The 22,555-nt window shown below is 60.8% G+C and carries 16 protein-coding genes; 6 read left to right on the top strand and 10 right to left on the bottom strand.

Going from position 1 to position 22,555, the window contains the following annotated elements; translation table 11 throughout:
• Nucleotides 1-2 precede the first annotated feature (2 nt).
• From PLL20_09580 to PLL20_09545, 8 genes are all read right to left on the bottom strand, one after another.
• Complete coding sequence (locus tag PLL20_09580; GenBank protein HPD30233.1) at nt 3-1,694, bottom strand: tetratricopeptide repeat protein; 1,692 nt, start codon at nt 1,692-1,694, stop codon at nt 3-5.
• Nucleotides 1,695-1,706: 12 nt separating this feature from the next.
• Entirely contained in the window at nt 1,707-2,954 is a 1,248-nt protein-coding gene (locus PLL20_09575) for a tetratricopeptide repeat protein (protein ID HPD30232.1), read from the bottom strand.
• A gap of 221 nt (nt 2,955-3,175) precedes the next feature.
• The gene (locus tag PLL20_09570) at nt 3,176-5,209 is read right to left on the bottom strand and encodes a nucleoside-diphosphate sugar epimerase/dehydratase (GenBank protein ID HPD30231.1); all 2,034 of its coding nucleotides are present in this window, start codon (nt 5,207-5,209) and stop codon (nt 3,176-3,178) included.
• A 233-nt stretch (nt 5,210-5,442) separates the two neighbouring features.
• Nucleotides 5,443-6,486 (bottom strand): hypothetical protein, encoded by a 1,044-nt coding sequence (locus tag PLL20_09565; protein ID HPD30230.1) that lies wholly within the window; start codon nt 6,484-6,486, stop codon nt 5,443-5,445.
• A gap of 380 nt (nt 6,487-6,866) precedes the next feature.
• Nucleotides 6,867-7,937, bottom strand: coding sequence for a chemotaxis-specific protein-glutamate methyltransferase CheB (gene cheB / locus PLL20_09560; protein ID HPD30229.1), 1,071 nt, complete (start codon nt 7,935-7,937; stop codon nt 6,867-6,869).
• Nucleotides 7,938-7,994: 57 nt separating this feature from the next.
• Nucleotides 7,995-8,354: a PilZ domain-containing protein gene (locus PLL20_09555; protein ID HPD30228.1), complete on the bottom strand. Its 360-nt coding sequence runs from the start codon at nt 8,352-8,354 to the stop codon at nt 7,995-7,997.
• A 172-nt stretch (nt 8,355-8,526) separates the two neighbouring features.
• Nucleotides 8,527-9,642: a transcription termination factor Rho gene (rho, locus tag PLL20_09550; protein ID HPD30227.1), complete on the bottom strand. Its 1,116-nt coding sequence runs from the start codon at nt 9,640-9,642 to the stop codon at nt 8,527-8,529.
• Between the two features lie 143 nt (nt 9,643-9,785).
• The gene (locus PLL20_09545; protein ID HPD30226.1) at nt 9,786-10,655 is read right to left on the bottom strand and encodes a homocysteine S-methyltransferase family protein; all 870 of its coding nucleotides are present in this window, start codon (nt 10,653-10,655) and stop codon (nt 9,786-9,788) included.
• Between the two features lie 324 nt (nt 10,656-10,979).
• On the opposite strand from PLL20_09545, the gene thyX reads away from it, so the two are divergent.
• Nucleotides 10,980-11,756: an FAD-dependent thymidylate synthase gene (thyX, locus tag PLL20_09540; protein ID HPD30225.1), complete on the top strand. Its 777-nt coding sequence runs from the start codon at nt 10,980-10,982 to the stop codon at nt 11,754-11,756.
• Between the two features lie 1,067 nt (nt 11,757-12,823).
• Here the strand turns inward: thyX and PLL20_09535 are convergent.
• A complete protein-coding gene (locus tag PLL20_09535; GenBank protein ID HPD30224.1) occupies nt 12,824-13,684 on the bottom strand; it encodes a PP2C family protein-serine/threonine phosphatase in 861 nt (286 codons plus the stop codon).
• 325 nt (nt 13,685-14,009) lie between these two features.
• Between PLL20_09535 and PLL20_09530 the strand changes: the two genes are divergently transcribed.
• Complete coding sequence (locus tag PLL20_09530) at nt 14,010-14,834, top strand: sugar phosphate isomerase/epimerase family protein (GenBank protein ID HPD30223.1); 825 nt, start codon at nt 14,010-14,012, stop codon at nt 14,832-14,834.
• 71 nt (nt 14,835-14,905) lie between these two features.
• Nucleotides 14,906-16,609 (top strand): GH3 auxin-responsive promoter family protein, encoded by a 1,704-nt coding sequence (locus PLL20_09525; protein ID HPD30222.1) that lies wholly within the window; start codon nt 14,906-14,908, stop codon nt 16,607-16,609.
• Between the two features lie 108 nt (nt 16,610-16,717).
• Here PLL20_09525 and PLL20_09520 read toward each other — a convergent pair whose 3' ends face one another.
• Entirely contained in the window at nt 16,718-17,581 is an 864-nt protein-coding gene (locus PLL20_09520; protein ID HPD30221.1) for a hypothetical protein, read from the bottom strand.
• A 1,032-nt stretch (nt 17,582-18,613) separates the two neighbouring features.
• On the opposite strand from PLL20_09520, the gene PLL20_09515 reads away from it, so the two are divergent.
• The 3 genes from PLL20_09515 to PLL20_09505 all read left to right on the top strand — a co-directional run.
• Nucleotides 18,614-19,909 carry a Gfo/Idh/MocA family oxidoreductase gene (locus tag PLL20_09515; protein HPD30220.1) on the top strand — a complete coding sequence of 432 codons (1,296 nt, stop codon included), beginning with the start codon at nt 18,614-18,616 and terminating at the stop codon, nt 19,907-19,909.
• 35 nt (nt 19,910-19,944) lie between these two features.
• Nucleotides 19,945-22,119, top strand: a complete 2,175-nt coding sequence (locus PLL20_09510; GenBank protein HPD30219.1) for a HEAT repeat domain-containing protein — start codon at nt 19,945-19,947, stop codon at nt 22,117-22,119.
• Between the two features lie 9 nt (nt 22,120-22,128).
• On the top strand, nt 22,129-22,555 hold a 427-nt coding region (locus PLL20_09505), incomplete at its 3' end, for a VCBS repeat-containing protein (GenBank protein HPD30218.1).

Genomic DNA, 22,555 nt, shown 5'->3' with positions numbered 1-22,555 from the left:
GGTCAACCGGCGGTATGTCGAAAGATGGCGTGGCGGGCGCGCTGGGCGTGCTCGCTCTTGGGGGACATTTCGCAGATCCGGTGCCACATGGCCTTGGCCCGGTCGATCATCCCCATGCTCTCCAGGGCCAACGCCAAGCTTTCACGGAACTCGACGTTTTGCGGGTTGGCCGCGACTGCCTGCTCGAAATGCTCGACCGCCAGCCGAAACTGCTGCCGGTCGGCGAACATCACTCCCAGTCGATAGTGCAGCTCAATGTATTCGGGATGCAGGGCGAGGGCCTCTTGCAGGGCATGGATGGCCTCATCGGACCGCCCGGCTTCATAGAGGGCGAGGCCAAGTTTTATCAGAGCCTTGCTGTACACCGGGTTGATGCGGACGGCCTGCTGGAATTGGGCAATAGCCTCTTCAAGCCGCCCGCGCTGTCGGAGCAGCAAACCGAGCCGGTAGTGCAGATCGGCATGAGCCGGCCGCTCCCGTACCATCTCGCGGTGCCGTTCGATCTGGCGGTCAATCAGGTCGGAGATGCGGTCCTCGGGCGGCCCGACCTCGTCCGGCGGTGACAGGTGCAAGGACGCCTCGGCCTCCTGCTGAGCGGCGCACTTGAGGTGGATGCGGGCCATTTCGGAGTAAAGCAGTGTAGTGTTCGGCTCCACGCTGGCAGCCAGGTCAAAGCTCGACCACGCCTCGGCCTGCCGCCCGGCAGAGTGTTGGGCCACGCCCAGACCCACGTAGGCTGTCAGGAGCCGGTCGTTGATCTCGATTGCCCGGCTGAAGAATGCAGCCGCGTCGACATAACGGCCAGATCGCAGGTGTTGGGTCCCAACCTTGACCGTCGCTTCCAGATAGCCGGGGTGCAGCTCGAGGGCCCGGGTGTACGATTTCAGGGCCGCCTCGTCATGACCGATTTTCGCATAAAGATCGCCCAGTCGCAGGTGCGTTTCGGCGCACTCAGGGCGTTGCTCGCACATCATGTGGAGCTGTTCGATCGCTTCGCGATACAGGCCGGCCTGCTCGAGCGTCTCGGCCATATCGTTCCGGGCGCCCCAGTTGTCGGGCTCGATGAGCAGGGCTCGTTCGAATTCGCGAATGGCATCCTCCGCGCGCCCCAGCCGGAGATAGAGATTGGCGACCGTGATGTGCAAGTCCACATCCCCGGGTTCGTCAACGAGCATCTCCTCGTATTGCTCGACGGCCTCTTCAATGCGATTCTGGCGCAGGTAGATGGCCGCCAGGCGTTCGTGGGCGTTTCGCAACGAGGGGCAGAGGCGAAGAGACGCCTGATAGTGTTCGATGGCCTCGTTGGTTCGACCGGCCCGTTCCCGGCAATACCCCAACCCGAATTGAATGGCAACATCGTCGGGCAAGAGGTTACAGGCCGCCTGCAGATCGTTCGCGGCGTCGTCAAATAGACCCATCTCTTCCTGGCAGCAGGCCCGGCTGACCAGGGCCAGGATGCTGCTGGGGTTCAGCTTTAGCGCCGCCCCGAACGCATTACGTGCCTGGGAGATCCTGTGCCTGGCCAGCAGCGCAAAGCCGAGCTCCATATGCAAGTAATGCTCTTCGGGGTTCTGCTCGATGAGAGCCTGAAGCGTTTCGCAGTCGCGGGCGGGAATGCGCGTCAGACGATCTTGAAAGGCGTCCGACAAGCGTCCCAGCCACCCGCGACCCAGCATTTCGAGCAAATATGACATTCATTCCCCTCTTCACGTCCCGAGAGCTTCAAGCGCTTCGCGTGCCGCGGGAAAATCGCTCTTGAGGCTCAGGGCACGCCGGTAGGCCTGGCGGGCCTGCTCCGGCTGGTTGGCCTTCTGATAAAGCCGTCCGATGAGGTAATGCACGTCCGGATAGTCCGCGCCGGCATCAATCGCTTGGCGCAGCCGCTCGATGCCGTGGCCCCAGCGGTCGGTCTGCCCATAGAGCCGTGCGAGGAGGATAAGCGCGTCCACATATCGCGGGTTGATCTCCACCGCCTTCTCGATGTGGCGTATGGCCTTTGCCTCGCCGCCGAGACGGTGATAGACCCGCCCACAGTGGTAGTGCAGGTCGGCGTACTCGGGGTGCTTCTCCAACGCCTTTTCCAGCGTCGCCCGAAGGACGTTGAAGACCTCCTGATCCACCTCGGTCTTGGGCAATTGAAGAAAAGCGTCAACAAAGTCGGGTTCGGCGACCACGGCCTCCCCAAGCCGCTCGATATCGGCCTGATCGTATCGTGGCGAGGAATCACCAGGCTGCGGAATAGTGCTGAGACGCAGATTCCGGTCGGTGATGGTTCCGGCAAGGACGCTGATCTGCATCGCAACTCGGGCGTTTTCCGGATCAAGCGCATGGGCCTTCTGCAGTTCCTCCGCCGCCGCTCGCGCATCCCCGGCAACGCCATGGCACTGCGCCAGTCGCTCATGGGCTCCCGCGTGGGAAGGATCGATCTCTAATGCTTTTTCAAAGCATTGTCTGGCCTCATGAAACTGCTCGTTTGCGGCGAACAGGACGCCCATCTGGTAATGGAGATCGGCGTTGCCCGGGCAAGCCGCAAGACCTTCTTGGAGCGTCGCCATCGCCTGACCGGGCTGTCCGATCTTCCATTGAGCCAAGGCCAGCCTGACTCGGCTGCCCGCGTCGGCGGGATGATGCCGGACCCACTCGGCGTAGCGATGGGCTGTCTCAGCCAAGCGTTTATCGCCTCTGCAACAGCGGGCCAGGAATCCGGCAAACCCTCCTCCCGAAGGGTTAGCCTGCGCGGCCAGACGAAAGTGGTGACTGGCATCCCGAAACAATCGCTGGTCGAAGAACCGAACGGCGAGGCGGTAGTGCGCCTGGCCGAGATAGAAACGACTCATCACGCGTGTCGCCCCTTCGCCGTCTGAGGCCAAAGGGGTCAGCTTGCGAACGGCGTCCTCATAGCGGCCGGCATGATACGCAGCCATCCCCTCGCGGTAGGAATCGCGATCGCTCATAGCATCCTCGTGGTGCGCGTGGCCTGGCCGCGTTGTCGTTCGCGATAACGGCCGTCAGCGCGGTTCGTCCCGGCCTGTGGTTGTATCGGTTACGGCAACCGCGGCGTTAAGCAGCGCAGAATAAGACAATTGCGCCATTCGGACCGACCGGATCGCTGCTGAAACAGCCCGATAAAAGCCTGCAGGGCGCTGAATGCATCCGGGGTGGGGTCAGGAAGGTCTTATGCGGCGCCGGGCCCGGCCGGAGCCACGCGGGCGGATACGGGCCGTTCCCCCGTCCGAGCGGCCTGGGAAGCACGGTCAACACCGTGGGGGGATGGCGAAACATACGGCACATACTCGGGCACCGTTGCGGCCAGCTCGGCGCGGAGTTCCTCGGCCGAGGCTGTATCCGCCATCGCCGCCAACACGTCGATCCGCTGACGGATGCGGTTGAAGTCCTCCGGGCGCTTGCGCATGATGCCGATCTTGGGGTGCTGGGTGGGGCTGACATCCTCGCCTGCGATCGAGAGCTCTTCAAAAAGCTTCTCGCCCGGTCGCATGCCGGTGAAGCGAATCTCGATATCCTCGTTGGGGCGAAGCCCACTCAAGGTGATCAGGTCGAAGGCCAGGTCGACGATCTTCACCGGTTCGCCCATGTCGAGCAGAAAGATCTCGCCGCCCTTGCCCATGGCCCCGGCCTGTAAAACGAGCTGCGCCGCCTCAGGGATGGTCATGAAATAGCGGGTCATCTCCGGGTGCGTCACCGTGACCGGTCCGCCTCGGGCGATTTGTTCTTTGAAGATCGGCACCACGCTGCCGCTACTGCCAAGGACGTTGCCGAACCGGACGGTGACGAATTCCGTTTTGGAGCCCGTGTGGCTGCCGAGTTGCTGGACGTACATTTCGGCAATGCGCTTCGTACATCCCATCACACTGGTCGGGTTGACGGCCTTGTCGGTTGAGATCATCACAAACTTTTCGACTCCGGCCTCCGAGGCGCAGTCGGCCAGGATGCGAGTGCCGATCACATTGTTCTTGATCGCCTCGCCCGGGTTCCACTCCATCATGGGCACGTGCTTGTGAGCCGCGGCATGGAACACCGCCGTGGGACGGTGCTTCCGAAGCAACCCCCTGATTCGGGGAGCGTCGGCGATGTCAGCAACGCAGGGCAAGCGGCAGAGATCAGGAAAAAGCCTTTGCAGGTCACGGTCGATCTCGAACAAGGCGTTCTCCATCCGCTCCACCAGCAGGAGCATCTTGGGCTGGAAGCGGGCGATCTGCCTACACATCTCCGAGCCGATCGAGCCGCCGGCTCCGGTGACCATGACCACCTTGCCGCGGATGTATTCACCGATTGCATGGGTATCGAGGGTCACAGGTTCACGGCCGAGGAGGTCCTCGATGCTCACAGGGCGAATCTGACTGACCTCCACCCGGCCTTCGATCAGATCGCTTATCGCCGGTACCGTGCGAAAGAGAAGATTGCTGCCTTTGCATTTCTCGATCAGTTCGCGCACCCGGCGCTGGGGGGCCGACGGCATTGCGATCAACACTTCATCAACGTCATGCGATTCGCAAATCTGGCGTATGTCGGCGGTCGTGCCCAGTACACTTACACCGCGAATCCTTGCGCCCTGTTTATTCGGATCATCATCAAGGAAACCCACGACCTGATAGCGATCCTCGGATGACCGGATGATCTCGCGAAGAACGGAATCACCGGCATCACCGGCACCGACAATCAGCAATCTTGCCTGGGACGTGCTCTCCAGGGGCCTGAGTTCCTCGTTATAGAAACGAAAGCCGATTCTCGCCCCGGCGACCAGGCCGATCGTCAGCACCCAGTCCTGCAGGAACACCAGCCAGGGAATTTCGAGCAGGTATCGCTCCTGCAGCCATTCCCTCCCCTGGGAAAACGCAACCAGCAACCAAGTGTAGACCGCATAGAGAATGACGCACACAAAAATGCTGATATGACAGGCTCGAACAATGGAGAACAGGTCGCGAAGACCCACGTAGCGCCAGGAATCTCTGAATATGCCGAAAAGACCGAAAACGGTCAGTTTGACCGCGAGTGAGCAGGGTAGATAAGGCAAGTACTGCTTGAAGAACCACGATTCATCGGCTGCGGCCCCGCGGAAATCGTATCGCAGACCGAAGGCCAACAGCAGAGCAAGGCTGAACAACACCGTGTGCCCCAATATGGAAAGCAGCACACGGCTCGAAAAATGCACACCGGAGCCATTGTGTTGATCCGAATCCGCCATCGGCATTCTGGCTTCCTCCCCCAATCCGCCAACTTCCCCCCGGCCATCCTGGGCCCCGTTCGACAACCACTTCACAACAAAACATGCGGCAACATAAGCCCGGCAGCAGCTTCCTCAAACGAATTCTCCCTTCGTGCGAGGTGTCTGCACACCGCCGCAAACCTTCCCTGGTTATCGGGCATTTCTTTGTTCAAGTCCATTATGCTGTTGGCCGCCCGTTTGCGCCGCTTGCGGGATCTTCAACTTCCCTCCGAGCGTTCCCAGGGAAGGCGGACATCCGTCGCTCGCCCGCCTGTGCCTGACCCTTCCAGCCGGCCGCCGTACAGGGCGGCCTCGGCCGTAGCCATCGCCTGCGAGAGTGCTCGCCAGGGCAGCGGCAACTGGTTTGCCGTGAATCGAGCATTGATCCTCGACTCTCGGTTCTCGCCATCACTCCACAGCATGAATGCCCTGAGAGCAAGCAGTTCCACGAGTTCCCGAGTCGCCCCCTGGCCTCCCGCAACGGCCGCCTGCCGCTGCGCGGCTGCTACGTATCCGCCCAGCTCGGCGAGGTGAGCATCGAAGGCCCGCTTGTCCCCGTACTTCTCGCGGATATTCTTCACCGTCGTCAGAAATAGCGGATCAGGCAACTGACCCGTTGCAGCATCAGCCTTTCGGGTCGGGACGTTGCTGTCGACGGGCGTGAGGAGCCAGGTCAATTCGCCGGCGGCCTCTGAATAGCGGCCTGCGGCGACCGCGGCGTAGATGAATGCGACCTTGCTTTGTGCTCGCTGCTTGAGCAGTTGGGGTCGATCACCAAGATCACCCGTGACAATACCCTTGGCAAGGTCAAAGTTTTCCGCAGCCTCGCGGTATTTTCCCTCTTTGAATAATGCCCAGCCCGCATCCAGGTAGGCTGCCCGCCTTGCCGCCAGGCCGGCTTGCGACAGGGCCCCCGTTGGACGGCTGATTTCGAATTCCGCCGGACGCGAGTCTGTGACCCGTGGCCGGTCGGGAGTTCCCGCCCCGACGCTTGTTCCCACCTCGACCTCGGAGGATCCAGAAAGAGCTGAAATGCCTGAATACCTGCTCCGCGAGTCCCACCTGCTCGGCCTTCGTTCCAGCCCCAGCGGGCCCTTTGTCTCCGCCTCCCGATACAGCCGTTGCAGTGCGGTTGCCCCCTGCGGGCGATACCAGTTCTGTCCCAGACCACCGGCGGTTCCGCCCTGGATCGGCCGCACAGCCTGCCCCATAAAGACGGCACGCCCACCACCTTGCGTGCCCGGAGGAATCACCGTGTTCACCGGATAACTCGCAACCCGGCTCCCCTCAGTGAGTCCCGCCCCGTCAGCCTCTCTGGGAACGTCGGAAAACGCCAACGCTATGCAGCAGGCAAGTAGCATTACCACCGAATGCCCACGTTCCGGAAATAATTTTACGGCTAGTCGGTCTATCATCTTAAATCCTGACGGAAGGAACCCTTACGGCAAGACAGGGGCCACGCCCGCAAGGGTTGCCTTGGCCTCAGTCTAATTCCCTATAAACCTCAAATCAAGATATCGACGACCTTGCCGCCTTAGTCTAAGACAACCTGCCGCTAATCTGGTTGTTCCGGAGGTTAGGTTGCCGTATGATGACTTGGCATACGACGTAAGCAATCTGGCATTAGGTCGACAAGACGAAATTACGACGCCGTGACCGTTTCGCGGCAGCCCTGAGCCATCAACGATACAATCGCCCTGGGAATCTTTGGGAGCGGCAACACCTGGTCAACGACACCGGCTCTGATGGCCGCGCCAGCCATGCCAAATACATAGCTGGTGGCACGATCCTGTGCCACGGTCCATGCCCCGTGTTCACGCAGCTTCGCGAGACCGGCAACCCCGTCACGACCCGCCCCGGTCAAGAGCACCCCGACCGCCTTGGCACCACATGCGCCGGCGATGGACTCGAACATCAAGTCCGCCGCAGGGCGATGGCCGGACACCCGAGGACCACCCTCCAATACAACGATGAGCTCCTCACCCCGGCGGGCGACCTGCATGTGCAGGCCTCCTGGTGCGATCAGGATCTCGCCGGTCTTGACCGGCTGTCCATCGACCGCTTCCCGCACAACCATCCGGCACGTCGCGGCCAGCCGCTCGGCCAGAACGGTGCTGAAATAAGGCGGCATGTGCTGGGCGACCAGAACAGGCGGGAAATCCGACGGAAACGACGGCAACATTCTCGCCAGCGTCTGGGGGCCGCCGGTGCCGATCCCGATTCCCACCACCCACCGGCCCTTGATTCCGCTCGCAATCAGCTCCTCCGGGACGTCGGCCAAAGGCCCGCGAGACCCCCGCGATTTCGCGGCACGCACTGCGGCGAGAATCTTCTCGCAGAGCAGTTCCCTGAATCTCGGAATGCCATCAACGCCCGTCTTCCTCGGCTTGACGACAAAATCAAAAGCCCCTCGTTCCAGCGCCTCCATGGCCATGCTCGCGCTTTCCCGGTTCAGCGACGCGATGACCACGATCCTCGCAGAGCATCTGGACTGAACCAGATTCAGGATCTCAAGACCCTGCCGGTCAACCATGTCGACATCCACGGTCACCACGTCGGGCTGCAGGTGATCGATCTTCTCGATCACCTCCTCGCAGCCGGAGGCGAAACCAACGACCTCGATGTTACGTTGGCCGGACAGCGCGCTTCGCAGGATCGTTCGAACAAACGTGCTGTCGTCGATGATCAGAAGTCGGATGTTCGAGTGAGCCACCGGCATCCCCCTGCGTTCTCTCCGCTCAAGCGGCTCGGCCGTCGCCACGGCAAGAGGCTACTCCACGAACCGGACGCCGACGTAACGAATAGAACCCTCGACGCCCACATGGCGCACTTCAGCGTCCAGAACGTAAAAGTTGTTGTTAACATTGAACGAGAGCGAAAGAATCTCACCGATAGCAGGCACATAGTCGGTGATCACCCTCGCACCGCCGACCACGATGTCGGCCAACAAGCCGCGTGCGGTCAATCCGAAGCGCGAACAAACCTCGACGGGCACCGAGCCCGATTCAAGCTCATATCGCGTATGTCGCCGCCGGTTGCAGGAACCCGGCCAGTCATTTCCGATCTCCACCAGTCTGAAATGCCGCCGCAGTTCGGCCAGCAGTTCTTCGCCGGTTGCGATGGTCACCATGTGAGCTTCTGCCTCCGTTATTTCGTCGCCAGCAGGTGCGGCTTATCGGACGAGCGATCACCGTCGCGCATGCCGCCCGTTCTGTCTTCGGCTAGCAGGCACCATGAATCGAGATACAAGCGGACGCATTGAGGAATCGCAGCGGCAAACCACTGGAAAGCCGCGCACGAGTTCACAAAGGCATGCTGTCCAGAAAAGCCTGGTTGCTCGGGAATTTTCTCAGGGAATCGAGCAGCATTTCCATCGCCTTGTTCGGCGGCTGATTGCAGATCTGTCGCCGGATCCGGTAGGTCTTCTCCGTAACTTCCTTGCCCAGGAGCAATTCCTCCTTGCGTGTGCCGGACTGATTAAGGTCGATGGCCGGCCAAAGCCGCAAGTTGGCCAAATCACGGCTGAGCATGATCTCCATGTTGCCCGTACCTTTGAACTCATTGAAGATGACCTCGTCCATGCGGCTGCCGGTTTCGATAAGGGCCGAGGCCATGATGGTGAGGGAACCTCCATGCTCGATGTTGCGCGCCGAGCCGAATATCGCCTTGGGCTCGGCAAGGGCTCGGATATCGATGCCCCCGCTCATGGTCCGGCCTGAGGAGCGAATGCCCGCGTTATAGGCCCTGCCCAGGCGGGTCAGCGAATCAAGGAGAATGAAGACGTTCCGGCCGGTCTCGACCATCCGCTTGGCTTTTTCGATCATCAGGCGGGCGATGCGAATGTGGCTGGCGACGTTCTGGTCATTACTGGATGCGACGACCTCGCCCCGAACCGTCCGCCGCATTTCGGTCACTTCTTCCGGACGCTCGTCGATCAAGAGAACCATCATGTAAACTTCGGGATGGTTCGCGGCAAGCCCGGCGGCCATCTGCTGCAAAAGGACCGTCTTGCCGGTCCGGGGAGGGGCGGCAATCAGACCCCGCTGCCCCAGCCCGATGGGCGTCATGAGATCGATAACGCGCATGGAGAGCGAACCGCCGGGCGTCTCGAACCAGAGCCTGCTGGTGGGGTCAATAACGGTCAGCTCGGCGAAATCGGGCAGTTCCCCGTAGGCCTCGGGTTCCAAGCCGTTTACCGATTGGACGGCGGACAGAACCAATCGAGAACGTCCGCCATGCCCGTTCACGACCCCCAGGCCTGTGACCGTCTCGCCGCCGCGGAGATGCCATCGCCTGATGATTGAGTCAGGAACGAATGCATCCGTCGAATGGACGGCGTAGTTGCGCCTGGGAGAGCGCAAGAACCCTCCGCCGTTCTCCTGCAACTCCAATGTGCCATCAACAATCGACTCGGGCATCCGCCTCTCCTGAAACCTGTTGCCTGCTTTTGCTCGTGGACGAGTAGGCCCGTCATGATCGCCCGCCGTCAAGCACCCAGCGGCCCCGGAAAACCGAAGGAGTGTGCCGACGGCTGCTCGTTGGCCAGGAACGAACGGAAAAGCTACCGCACTGCCGCCGCCAGCACATTGATGAATTCCGGTGTCGTGCCACAGCAGCCCCCGATAATGTTGGCCCCGGCCTCAATCACCTCGCGTGCCTTCTGGGCAAACTCCTTAGGGGTCATCCTGTACACCACCCGGCTGCCATCGATTTCGGGCAGCCCGGCATTGGCCTTGACCCAGATCGGCTTGCTGGTCGCGGCTCGCAAGCGGCCGGCTACCTTGATATAGTTATCTATGCCGATTCCACAGTTGCATCCGATGACATCGGCGCCGGCCTCGGTCAGACCCTGTACCGCCTGTTCCGGCGTCACCCCCATGAGCGTGCAGGACTTGTCTCGGCCGGAATCGAAGGTCATGCTGCCCACCACCGGCAATCCGGTGGTCTTGGCTGCTCGAACGGCGGTCATGGCCTCCGTCAAATCGGCCATCGTCTCGACGACCAAGCCGTCCGCCCCGCCGGCCGCGAGGGCCTCGGCCTGTTCCCTGAAGACATCATAGAGCGTCTTCTCGTCGACCTCGCCGATCAACAGCATCTTGCCGCTGGGACCCATTGACCCGAACACCTTGGCCCTGTGGCCGGCAGCCCGCCTGCTGATACAGGCACCCGCCTCATTGAATTCTCTCATCCTGGCCTCGAATCCATGGCTGGCAAGCACGATCCGATTGCCCCCAAAGGTGTTGGTCAGAATGATCTCAGAGCCTGCCGCGACATACGAGGCGGCGACCTTCTCGACCAGCTCCGGCTTGCTGATATTCCATTCCTCGCGGCAGTAGCCAGGCGGGCACCCGAGCTTATCGAGTTCGGTTCCCCAAGCACCATCGGCCAGCGTCACTCTGCCGACGTAATCCTGAACATTCGCAACCATCATCTGCCCTCATTCGCACTGGAGGGTCTGCGGACCACCCTGGTCGTGTCCTGCCTTGGCGCGCCATGCAGCTTGGCCGTGTCAGAATGTGGCCACGCGCCGTAAGCCAGCCATGGATGTCGGGCGTACCCATCCACACCCGCAAGACTCACAGGCGCCTTGAGTCCTGCCCAGAGAGAAATTCACAAGGGCCGCGTCTTCCGGACATCGGCCTGATTGAAAAGGCCGTTCAGATGACTAGAGTAGCCCGAGTCGCCTCCGCGAGCAACCCTGGCGAGCAAACAACGAACGACGGGGGTTTCTGAAAGCTGAAGAGGATTTCAAACCTTGAGAATCATCCGCGAGCCAAAGGTCTATCTTCTCGGCCGGCAGACGATCGACCCAGAGGAACTGAGCCGTTTCCTGGCCGACCACGAGGTGGCCAATTGGACCACCGACACGGATATCGCCGGTCAGAAGCTGTGCGAGATCGCCGGCCGGGTCTGCTACATGAGTTTCGCCAAGCCCCGTCCCGGAGGCAACAAGGCTTATCTGGGACATCTTTTGGAGGTCGGACACGGCAGTGTGCTGGAACACGCCGTGTTCAACCTGCTGATCACTGGCGTCTCACGGAGCTTCACCCACGAACTGATCAGGCATCGGGCCGGTTTCGGTTACTCCCAACTCTCGCAGCGCTACGTGGACGAATCCACGGCGGATTTCGTCGAGCCCGACTGCATCGCCCGGGACCCTGGCCTGCATGCCGTCTGGCTGCGGGCCATCGAAAAAAGTCTGGAGGCTTATCGGGAACTGGTAAACGCCCTGATGAACGCCCCTTGGCAGGTCCAGGATAAGACTCTTCAGCGCAAGATTGCCCGACAGGCGGCCCGGTCGGTCTTGCCAAACGCGACGGAGACCAAGATCTTCGTCACGGCCAACGCCAGAGCCTTGCGCCACTTCATCGAGATGCGATGCAGCGAGTCTGCCGAGGTTGAGATTCGGAAGGTGGCGGCGGAGGTTCTGCGGGTTCTTCAGAAAGAGGCCCCAAACCTGTTCGGCGACTACGAGCTGCACCCGCTTCCGGACGGCACTTTCGAGGCTCGCACTCGTCATCGCAAAGTGTAGCAAAGAATCAGGACCCTTCACGCCCGAGACGGCTGGGCCTCGCAGACCCAGCGCCGCGCCCTGGGTAGCGTCGCGACCTTTCAGTTGTTGATAGCAGGAATACGTTCCGAACAAAAAAGCACGGCCCGCGTGCGTTGTCTCGCACATGGGCCGCGCTGCGTCCCTTCCGCCTCTCATTGCCGCATTCTGCGGCCGTCATTGTTTGCGCATTTCACGGCCGATTGAACAACCCAATCACTGTGAAATGCCACAAGGCTTCCTTCCCCTCCCCTCCTCCTCATCCTCCAATGCGCTTCATTCCCTGCCGGCTTCTCTTTCCCCGCTGGCGCTCCGAGGCCCCTCCGGCGCCTCGTGCGTCAAATAACCATCGCTCAGCGCGAACTCCACACTTGGCGCCGATTGTTCACACCGACCAGCCAGCCGACCGCGATCATCAGACTCGACATAGCGCAGGCTGATTAGACCAAACCTCGCTGTTGTACATGCACGAGAACGTGCGAATAAGAATCGCGAGACCAGACAGAAGAACCGGTCGTCGCATCTGAATCCTCAGCATCCGCCACGACAGAACATCACAGCGGAATGGCGTCTCCTCTACCCATATTCTAACAGCAAGCGGTGTGCCAGTGGAAGTGGGTAGTTTTGCCGATGCCACTAAGGCTTTCCCAAGCTTCGCTTCTATCGTGGATTACACCAAAGAAATCTTTGTTCAAAGGCACATTTGATCAATTGCCGCCATCCGGGCCAACGCCACGATGATGTCGGCGAGCAACAGCGATAACCTATGCCAATACAATGAAAGCAGACCTAATATTGTGTCCTATAAAGAGATATCACCAATGAAAAGCATGTGGCACCCGCGCGCGACCAAGATGCTTTGCGTCAACACTCGACTGGCATGCGGCAGTCTGCGCTTGCGGTCCTGAGGTCCGATAACAGCGAGTTTGGGCCGTCAGCGTCACGAATGGCAAGCCTTTTCAGCACCGGATGCATAACAGAACGGGATTGCTTTCTGGCTCAATCAGCATAGAGGGGAGGCGCTCTAGCCGCTGGGCAGATGATCGTGGTCAGTAATCCACCAGACCAATGAGCTTCCCCAGCACCTTCACGGTTGTGGAGAAGCTCGGCCAAGACGGCCTCTCGCCGTTTTGCCGTAGGAGCAATAGGGTCGTGTCATCATCGAGTCGTACCGGGCTTGCCCACTTGCGGACGCCGGCAACTATCTCGTGGTTCAAGCCCTCCGGACGGCTGCCGTCAAGTCTCTCAAGAATACCGAGCAGCTCATCGAGACCGAGTCTTGCCCCCGCGGGATTTGCCGCTTCGATCAACGAATCAGTATAGAGAAGCACGAGATCGTCTTCTGACAACGAGACGGCGAATTGTTGATAATCCGTCGGTTCGATCACGCCCAGCGGAAGGTTGCGAACCCGACTCACTTGCTCGGGCATGGTGGGCACGAGGGGCCTCCAGCGGCGGTCACGGCTCCGGTACCACAACGGAGGCGGATGGCCGGCGTTGCAGAGAATGAGGTGACCCGTAGGAGCGAAGTAGGTGGCGAGAACGGCGGTGGCGAAGCTCCCATCGTTGGCGACCAGACCGAATTCGCGGTTCAGGTCTCGCGCAAACTTTGTCTGATCGAGTCGGTTAATGTGCTTCTTCATCAGATTACGCAGGACAACCGCCAAGTCGGCAGCGGCGTTGCCATGGCCGGCCACATCAGCCACGATGAACCGAGCGATCCGCCCGCTGCCACACATCGAGACATAGTGGATATCCCCGCCCTGCTGCCCCTCGGCATGCGGAAGACTCAGAACCCATGCGTCGATGCCAAACACCGAGACGGTGTCCTCAACGGCCCTGTTGCCGCCCCAGATCTCCATACACTGGAGCCGGTGGCGGTCGTGAGTTCCCTTGGGCGTGGCGATCATCGGGCTAATGCTCCGGTATGCACGTGCAACCCAACCCCAGGATTGTAGCACCCGGCCCCCATCCAAGCACACGGGGCATCGGCCTTGGCTCTTCACTGAAGAACCGGGAACACGTGCAGTAGCGGGAGCCTGCACGCACCCTGAGGAGTCCGCCAGCCGACCCACCCCTCGCTTTGGCAAAGTGGGCAATCTTGCCGGCATCGGTGACCGCGATCGACCCGGTGTACCCGCCGGGACGCTAGCCCCGCGCTTCGACGGTCGGCCAGCAGGTTGCTAGAATGTTCCCGTTTGGCAAAGGGCGTGAGAACCAGTAAGGAGCTGAGCAATGGCCAGGATTCAGATCGGCATCAACATGGAGTTCGTCCGCCATCACGACATGTCTTTCGTCGCGGGTGTGGAGAAGGCGGCCGAGATCGGCTACGAGTTCATCGAGCCCATGGTGCATTGGGGACGGGAACTGATGAGCGAGGCCGGCTACTTCCATACGGTCTCAATGTTCGAGGATCCCCTCGACATTCGGGCAATTTGCGAGAAGTATAAGGTTCGCTGTTCAGGTCTCAGCGCCCACTCGCCGTTGTGCAAGCCCGATATCAGCGTCAACTATCTGCGATCCGCGATCCGTTTTGCCGCCGAGCTTGCGGCCCCGATCGTCAACACGGACGAAGGACCCAAACCTGATTTCACCGACGAAGCCACCGACCACGTTCTTATGACCTATACGCTGACGCTAGCGACTCGCGCCGCCGAAAAGCGCGGCATCTTGATCGGCCTGGAGCAGCACCAGCAGTACAGCAAGACTCCCGCGGGGCTCGACAGAATATACGGCCTGGTCAAGTCCAAGTCGCTGGGCATCAACTTCGACACGGGCAACGCGTACCTGGCCGGTGCCGACCCGTACGAGTGGCTCGAACGCTGCCGAGACCGCGTCATCCATATGCACGCCAAGGACATCAGCCTCAAGCAGAGCCAGGACGAACGAGGCAAGGTTACCGGTACGCCGGTTGGATGCGCTTGCGGTGAAGGGGTCATCGACTGGAAACGTGTCATCGACATCCTCAAGCCCGTCCAGCGGACGATCTGCTTCAGCGTGGAATGCGGCACGATCGACCAGGCGGCGGCCAGTCTCGACCACCTCAAATCACTGATTTGAGCCGCGGGTGAGGCCATACCGCACGTCGCACCGTCCGGGGGGACATAACGGGCACGTCCGGCACAGGCAACATGAGATCGACACCCTCATTGACCGACCGCGTCATGTACGTGATCGCCAGGCATCATGCCGAGGCGGTTTACAGGCGGTTCATGGCTGCGACTCGCAAAGCGACGGAAGTCCAGAAGCAAGTCCTCGCGGCGCATGTTCGCCGCAATGCCGACAGCGACTTCGGGCGCGACCATCTCTTCGATCGGATCGGATCAGTGGACGCGTTCCGAAGGCAGGTTCCGATTCTGCGTTATGAGGATCATCGACCCTACATCGAACGAGTCTGCAATGGACGCCTCCAAGCCATGTTCGGGGGGCGGCAACGCGTCAGAATGTTCGCCCTGACCAGCGGAACGACCGACCGCCCCAAATACATACCGGTCACAGATGAATTCTTGAGGACGTTCCGTCGCGGCTGGAACGTCTTCGGCATCAAGGCCCTTCTGGACCATCCCCAGGCGTTTCTGCGCGGAATCGTGCAAGTAACGTCCAGAATGGATGAATCAAGGACCCCTGCGGGTATTCCCTGCGGGGCGATTACGGGCTTGATGGCCGCAACCCAGAAACGTTTGGTCCGCAAGTACTACGTTGCACCCCAGTGCACCGCCCAGATCACCGAGCCTGTCGCGAAGTATTACGCGATCATGAGGCTCGCGATCGCTCAGGACGTCGCCTTCATGATCACCGCGAATCCGGCCACCCAACTGAAGCTTGCCCGCACTGCCGACGAGCATCGGGAAAGGTTGATCCGCGACGTCCATGACGGGACGCTGTCTTTCGAGTTATTTGTTCCTGCCCAGGTTTTCGCAAGCCTGAAAGACCGGCTGCGACCTGATCATGAGAGAGCGCGGGAGCTCGAGGGCATTGTTGAACGATATGGGGCCCTTTTGCCCAAGCACTACTGGAATCTGGCCTTCATTGCCAATTGGACCGGCGGCACCATGGGCCTGTATCTCCAGGACTTTCCGAAATACTTTGGGGACGTGCCGGTACGAGACATCGGTTTGCTGGCCAGCGAGGGGCGAATCTCCATCCCGATGGAGGACTACACGCCGGCGGGTATCCTCGACACCCAGAGCCACTTCTTCGAGTTCGTGCCGCCGGATCGAATCGAAGAAACCAACCCGAAGACTTTTCTGTGTCACGAACTCGACGTCGGTCAGGAGTACTTCGTGTTGATGACCACCGCGTCGGGGTTGTATCGCTACCACATCGGCGATCTGGTCCGAGTAGTCGGATATGAGGGGCAGGCACCGTTGATCGAATTCCTGAGCAAGGGAGCCCACATCTGCTCGCTGGCCGGCGAGAAACTCACCGAGCATCAGGTTATGCAGGCGGTGAGTCAGGCGGCCGGTCGGACGGGGATCGGCGTGACCGGTTTCGTGCTGGCCCCGCGCTGGGGTGACCCGCCGTATTACATGCTGCATATCGAGACACGGGGCGCTGGTGACGAGGTTCTCGAAGAACTGACAGCAGAGGTAGACGTCCGGCTGTCAACGCTGAACATCGAATATGCTGAACGACGCCGGAGTCTGCGACTCGGCGCCATCCGTGGGAACGCCCTGCCCGATGGCTTTCTTGCACGACTGGATCACGAGCAGGCCGAGAGCCGCCGCCGCGGCAATGAGCAGTTCAAACACCGTTACCTTTACTCGCGCCCGGGCGAGGATGCGGCGTTTCCATCGCGGCAGGCCCTGGGTTCGACGGGGCGCCCAACCGAATGAACGTCCGATGCAACTCCACAAACGTGCAAGCAGTGCGCAGAAAACGGACCCCGGGCGTCATCAGACCCGGGGTCCGAATGAGAGAGCCTGTCGAGTGGCCGGCTGCTGTCAGCGCCTGCGGACCAAGAACAAGCCGAGGCTCAGGAGAACCAGAGCCGTCGGCTCAGGGGTCAGGGTGATGTCATCGAAGCGAACGTCGACATCCCAGGTTCGGGTATCGTGAACCGCACCGCTGCTGATGTCCGGCGCCGCGACCTTCAAGAGAATAGTCATGGGCCCGCCGTCGCCAACCGCACTCACCGAAAACTGCACCCATGCATTGGGGTTCGGAGCACCGCCGGCCATATTGTCAATCAGATTCGTGACTTGCGTATAGGTGACGTCCAAGTCGTTGGCATCAGCCAAGCCGTTCTTCAAGCCGATCTGGATATCCGGGAACTGCGCCGGCATCGGGGGAGTGCCGTGATCGACGATCCGAGGATGCATTCCGTCCCACGCTGTACCGTGCTGGATGTATACTGTATTGACCCACCCGGTCAACTCGTACGTCGTGCCTGCGACACTGTTGAAGCTGATATACTTGAGTTGAGTGCACGTGCTTGGCGGGTCGGTTTCACCTTTATTCGGGTCGGCGCCATTCCAGAAAGCGTTGTGTTGAACGACCAGCGTGCCCGGATCGCCAGAGTGGCTCCCCGGATCGGGCTGGCCTTTGGACTTCCTGCCATCCGGCCAGTCGGTAAGGATCTGTCCTGTTGAGCCGAAGTACTCTTTGTGATCGTTGTTGCCGGGCCGGCTATCATAGCCCTTAAACAAGTCCACCTGCCACCCATCATAGGCCGATGCGCCGCCGACGCCCCAGTCTGCGCCGCCGTTGACGCCGCTGGTGAAAGTCTCTGTCCCACCGACAACCACTGCGGCCGACGCCCCGGCAGCCATGACCCCAAACACAAACAGTGCAACCAGGTATCTCATCGCTGTTCCTCCTCGCGGCATTCCGGCAAACGGGTTGAATGGGTCCGGCGCGCCCACGCAGCTCGCCGGCATACGCAAGTCCCGTCCGGAATTGGACCGCCTTCCTGAGAACCTCCCCTATCGAAATGCGACTCACGCGAATCGCACTGTACGCGTGTTTCTCACCTGAGCGCCGATCGCATCCCGCCACGGGTTCAAGCCAAGACCCAACTCGCAGCTCTTGAGCCTGTCGATTCAGTAGGTGAAACAATGCAATGCACGACAAACGGCCCTAACAACGAAAACCCTTGGAGGTGACGACCCTAAAGTACTCCGCAGATGCTCGAAGAAGTGTCTCTCTCCCGAGCATCTGTTGACGCGCTTTAGCGACAGCAAGGCGGGGCCGGATATACACCCCCGCCAAATCAGCATGAACCCATCATAGAGGAACTCTGGAAAGCGTGTCAACAAGAATCTTTGATTCGGGCTATCTTCCGGCATTGTGGAACCCTCCCTCGCTGAGCTCCAGGCGACCTATCCTGCGTTGGTCTGGATGCTCGGGCGGAGGCCTATCTGCCGCCACAACCTAAACTTGCGCTCTGGAAACGAGAGAATTGCCGTGACCGGTCATTCCCCGATGCGTCAAGCTGGGGAATCTGCCGGCTGCCGGCGTCGTTAAGTCGCTGTGACCACTGCTCTGAGACAAGCTCGCTCCCGCAGGCCTCAGGGAGACTCTAAAACGGTAATCTGGGCATACCGAGATTACCGTAGGGGAATAACCACTTCAGGACACTTCTTGTGGTCCGTAGCCGCAACGAAACGCTGTCCTTTGCCGTTGACCGCTTTGTCGTCTGGCCCCGCCCGCCTGCTCGGCCGTGGAGGCCAGCTTCGCTGCGGCGAGGCTCCCGTCCAAGGAGAGCCGCCCCAAGCGTCATGCCCTGGTTCTCTCAGCCGCAACCGTGTTGACGCTCAAGTGATGCCCATATTACAACAGCAACCACACTCGCCGGTCGAAAAGCTTGAGTCGGCTCATCAAACGAGGGTACACAGAACATGCGCATAGGCAGAGATATCAGTCGTCGTCAGCTCCTGCGAATCAGCGGACAAGGAATCGTCTTCGCAGGCCTGGGCCCCCTGCTTCGTACCCGCCCCTGCCATGGTGATATCTCGCTCAACGAGAAGGTGACTATCGCGATCATCGGATGCGGCGGCATGGGAACGCGGCACATCGAGGCCCTCTCGGTTAACCCGCAATGCACGATTGCCGCGGTGTGCGATTGCTTCAAGCCGCGATACGAAAACGCCATCGGCGTCGTCGATAAGCTGTCGGGCAAGAAGCCTGACGGTTATCAGGATTTCCGACGGGTGCTGGATCGCAAGGACATCGACGCCATCTGGGCGCCAACACCCGACCACTGGCACCCCCTGATGACCATCCTGGGCTGCCAAGCCGGCAAGGATGTGTACGTCGAGAAGCCTGTGTGCCCCACCGTTGCCGAGGGGCGGGCCATGGTTCAGGCCGCGCGCCGCTATGGCCGGGTAGTGCAAGTCGGTACACAACAACGGTCAATGACCATCTTCCAGGACGCCATGAAACTCATCCACAGCGGGCGGCTGGGGCAGATCACTTCGGCCACTTGCTGGGTCGGCGTCAACGGCTGGCAGGTTGGTGAGACCCCCAGACCGGTGCCAGAAGGACTGGACTGGGACATGTGGCTCGGACCGGCCCCCAAGGTTCCTTACTCCCCAGAGCGGCACTACGGATTCATGGGTTGGCACGACTACTGCCGAGGCGGCCAGCTCACCAACTGGGGCGTTCATCTGATGGACATCGTGCATTGGGGCATTGGCGAGGACCGCCCCTTGAGTGTTCAGGCCCTCGGAGGCAGCTATCGGGGCGGCGCCGGGGCGGACAACTATGAGAACATTGAGGCTTTGTTCGAGTACAAGGGCTGTACCGTAACCTGGGAACAGCGCCACTCAAACCAGTACAACGGACACGACTACGGCATCAAGTTCCAGGGAACCAAAGGTTCGCTGACCATCGACCGGAACACGTTCGAGGTCTGGCCGGGACGACTGGGTATACCACAGTATGTCGGCGAACCCGAGCGGAGTTGGGCTCACCCGCCGCATCACAACAACTTTTTTGACTGCATCCGAAGCCGCAAGCTGCCGGCCGCGGACATCGAACAGGGCTTCCGTTCCACGATACCCGTGCTGCTTGCGGGCATCGCGTTGAAGGTGGGCCGCAAGCTTCTGTGGGACGGCGAGAACGAGCGGTTCATCCGCGACGCGGAGGCCGACCGTCATCTGTCACGAGCTTACCGGGCTCCGTGGCACCTGTAGAATCCGGGGATCGGAACCAGAACAGGAGCATACCTGTGATCAATAGACTCTCTCGACTCACGTGTGTCGCCGCGATTTCGACGGTTACGCTGGCGGGCGGTTGCAGCGGCGTGGCCGGGCCATCCGGCGTGGTCGTTCCGCAAAAAAGCTCGGTCGAGCAGGCCTTTGCAGCCCTGCCCGCCATGGCTTCCCAGAGCGATGCTCTGATCGCCCAATTGGCAGGCGATGATGAGAAGGCTCGTTCCGAAGCCCGACAATTGCTGCCCCGCGAAGGCATCGAAGTGGTACCCAAGCTGGTGCCGCTGGTCGGGCATGAGAAGGCCGCGGTCTGGAGCGCAGCTTTCAACGTGCTGGCCGACTTCGCCAACCAGGTGAGTATTCCGGGTCGCGAGGCCGACCGAGTCAGAGTGGCTGCTTGCATCATGACCCTCGTGGCCCCCGATCGGCCGGAGGAGGTAAAGATCCGAGGACTCAGACTCCTGCCTCTGGTCGTTCCTGAAGGGTTTGATGTCGGCCCCATGGCCGCTCTCCTATACGACGCGAGTCTTCAGGAAAAGGCACGCGCGGCATTCGAGGAGATGGGCACGCCCGAGGCGAGCACCGCCCTCCGAGACTACCTTCCCAAGGCGAAACCGGATTTCCAGATGGCGATCCTCAACTCGTTCGCCCGCCTGCAGCGCATGGCCAACGTGCAGGCGGCCCTGGCCATGACAAAGAGCGAGAACGCGGCCGTGCGGGCCGCCGCTCTGCGAGCCATTGCATGGACCGGTGATCCCAGTTTACTGAACGTCGCCAGGGCGGTTGTGGCTGTTGCTGACGCCTCGACACATGCGGAGGCTATGGACGGAATGCTGCGGCTTGTTGGAGCCATTGCCGACAGAGGAGGGAACTGGCAGCTGGCGGTGAACACATACCTTGACATTCTCAAGACCGGCCAGGGAATGGATCGCGACGGCGCTATAGCCGGATTGGGACAGATCGGCGACGGCACTTGCGTCAGGCCGATTCTCGATGCCATTCAGGACGCGGAGCCACATACCTGGCGTGCCGGCATCGGGGCCCTGACCTCGATGCAGGGTGTAGACGTCACCAGAGCAATCGTTGAGTCCTATCCGCGCGTTCCTCGCAACACTCAGCTAGCTCTGGTTTCCGTGCTGGGGGACAAGAGACACGCGCCGGCCGCACCGATTCTCACGCAGGCAGCACAGTCGGAGGATCCGGCGTTTCGCATGGCGGGGCTCAAGGCCTTGGCGGCAGCGGGGTTACCCGAGGGCATTGATCTGCTGACGACGGCCGTCCGGGCCGGCAGTGACGAGGAGAAAGCGGTCGCCCGGCAGGGTCTGCTCGCAGTGGCGGATTCGCTGAGGGCCGCCGGCAGGAAGAACGAGGCCGGGACGGCCTATCTGGCATCTTTCGACAACGCGGCTGCGACCGACCACGATACCCGTCAGCGGGCGATTGAAGGCATTGCCGCCTGTCCGATCGCAGATGCCGCCGAAGCGGTAAAGGCCGCCGCGACGGACAAAGACCTGCGACCGTCCGCGATGAGTGCGCTGCTGAGCGTCGGCTCGGCTTTGACAGCCGCCGGCAAGAAGGACGCGGCTCTTGAGCTCTATCAGACGTTGACGCAGATGAGTCCGCCACTCGAAATCATGCGCGAGGTCGCCAAGGGAATGGCCGCAGCCGGCGCGAAGGTCGATCTGCAAGGTCTGCTGGGCACGATTACGAACTGGTGGGTGGTTGGGCCGTTTGAGTTGGGCGAGGAGAACAAAGGTTGGAATATGAGGTACGTCGACGAGCCAAACGTCAACTTGTCCGGCCGCTACATGTCCGGCAAGCGACGGGTTCAGTGGAAGGCGGTGGTATCCGAGGATCCCAACGGAAAAATCGATCTGAGAAAAACGGTCGCCGACGGCGAGCAGTGCATCGCCTACGCATATACGGAGATCACGGTCGAAAAGCCGACGGACGCCGTTCTGTTGGTGGGCGTCGATGACAGCGAGAAGATTTGGGTTAACGACGAGCAGGTGTTTGAATTGTGGCAAGCACGGGCGATGGTCGTCGATAATGACCGGGTACCGGTCAAACTCAAGGCCGGGACCAACAGGATTCTGATGAAGATCTGGCAGAACACCATGGGCTGGGAGTTCTGCATGCGAATCACCAGACCGGACGGTTCGCCGGTTTCGTTTGCCCAGAAGACCGAGTGAGGAAGCAACATGCTGATTCATCTGCTGGCCATCGGCGCGGCAATGGCCGTTGCTCAGGCAACCGAACCACCGCTGCGTTTTGAGCGGCTGCGCATCGGTGACGTAACCTTTGAGGCTGCGGCCGCGTTCGACGTGAATAACGACGGTCGCCTCGATATTGTCTCCGGCGGGTGCTGGTTCGAGGGGCCGGAATTCTCGCGAAAACATAAGATCGCCGACGTCATGCGGGTGGAGGACTATTACGACGATTTCTCCTGCTATCCGATGGACGTTAACGGGGACGGTTATCAGGACATCATCACCGGCGGCTGGTGGGGTGGGACACTCCGCTGGCGGGAAAACCCCAGGGGCCGGCCGATCGAGTGGGTCAGCCACGACATCGACAAGTGCGGCAACATCGAGACCACGCGGTTCTGGGACGTGGACGGTGACGGGC

The sequence above is a fragment of the Phycisphaerae bacterium genome, from assembly GCA_035384605.1.
Classification (GTDB): Bacteria; Planctomycetota; Phycisphaerae; order UBA1845; family PWPN01; genus JAUCQB01.
The sequence above is the reverse complement of the archived record's forward strand: the minus strand, read 5'-3'. Positions and strand labels throughout refer to the sequence as shown.

Bases quoted from the DNA above. Each gene is read 5' to 3' on its own strand.
- PLL20_09520 (HPD30221.1), bottom strand. From the start codon at position 17,581: ATGAGATACCTGGTTGCACTGTTTGTGTTTGGGGTCATGGCTGCCGGG.
- PLL20_09580 (HPD30233.1), bottom strand. From the start codon at position 1,694: ATGTCATATTTGCTCGAAATGCTGGGTCGCGGGTGGCTGGGACGCTTG.
- PLL20_09515 (HPD30220.1), top strand. From the start codon at position 18,614: ATGCGCATAGGCAGAGATATCAGTCGTCGTCAGCTCCTGCGAATCAGC.
- rho (HPD30227.1), bottom strand. From the start codon at position 9,642: ATGCCCGAGTCGATTGTTGATGGCACATTGGAGTTGCAGGAGAACGGC.
- PLL20_09575 (HPD30232.1), bottom strand. From the start codon at position 2,954: ATGAGCGATCGCGATTCCTACCGCGAGGGGATGGCTGCGTATCATGCC.
- PLL20_09535 (HPD30224.1), bottom strand. From the start codon at position 13,684: ATGATCGCCACGCCCAAGGGAACTCACGACCGCCACCGGCTCCAGTGT.
- PLL20_09555 (HPD30228.1), bottom strand. From the start codon at position 8,354: ATGGTGACCATCGCAACCGGCGAAGAACTGCTGGCCGAACTGCGGCGG.
- PLL20_09545 (HPD30226.1), bottom strand. From the start codon at position 10,655: ATGATGGTTGCGAATGTTCAGGATTACGTCGGCAGAGTGACGCTGGCC.
- PLL20_09530 (HPD30223.1), top strand. From the start codon at position 14,010: ATGGCCAGGATTCAGATCGGCATCAACATGGAGTTCGTCCGCCATCAC.
- PLL20_09570 (HPD30231.1), bottom strand. From the start codon at position 5,209: ATGCCGATGGCGGATTCGGATCAACACAATGGCTCCGGTGTGCATTTT.
- PLL20_09525 (HPD30222.1), top strand. From the start codon at position 14,906: ATGAGATCGACACCCTCATTGACCGACCGCGTCATGTACGTGATCGCC.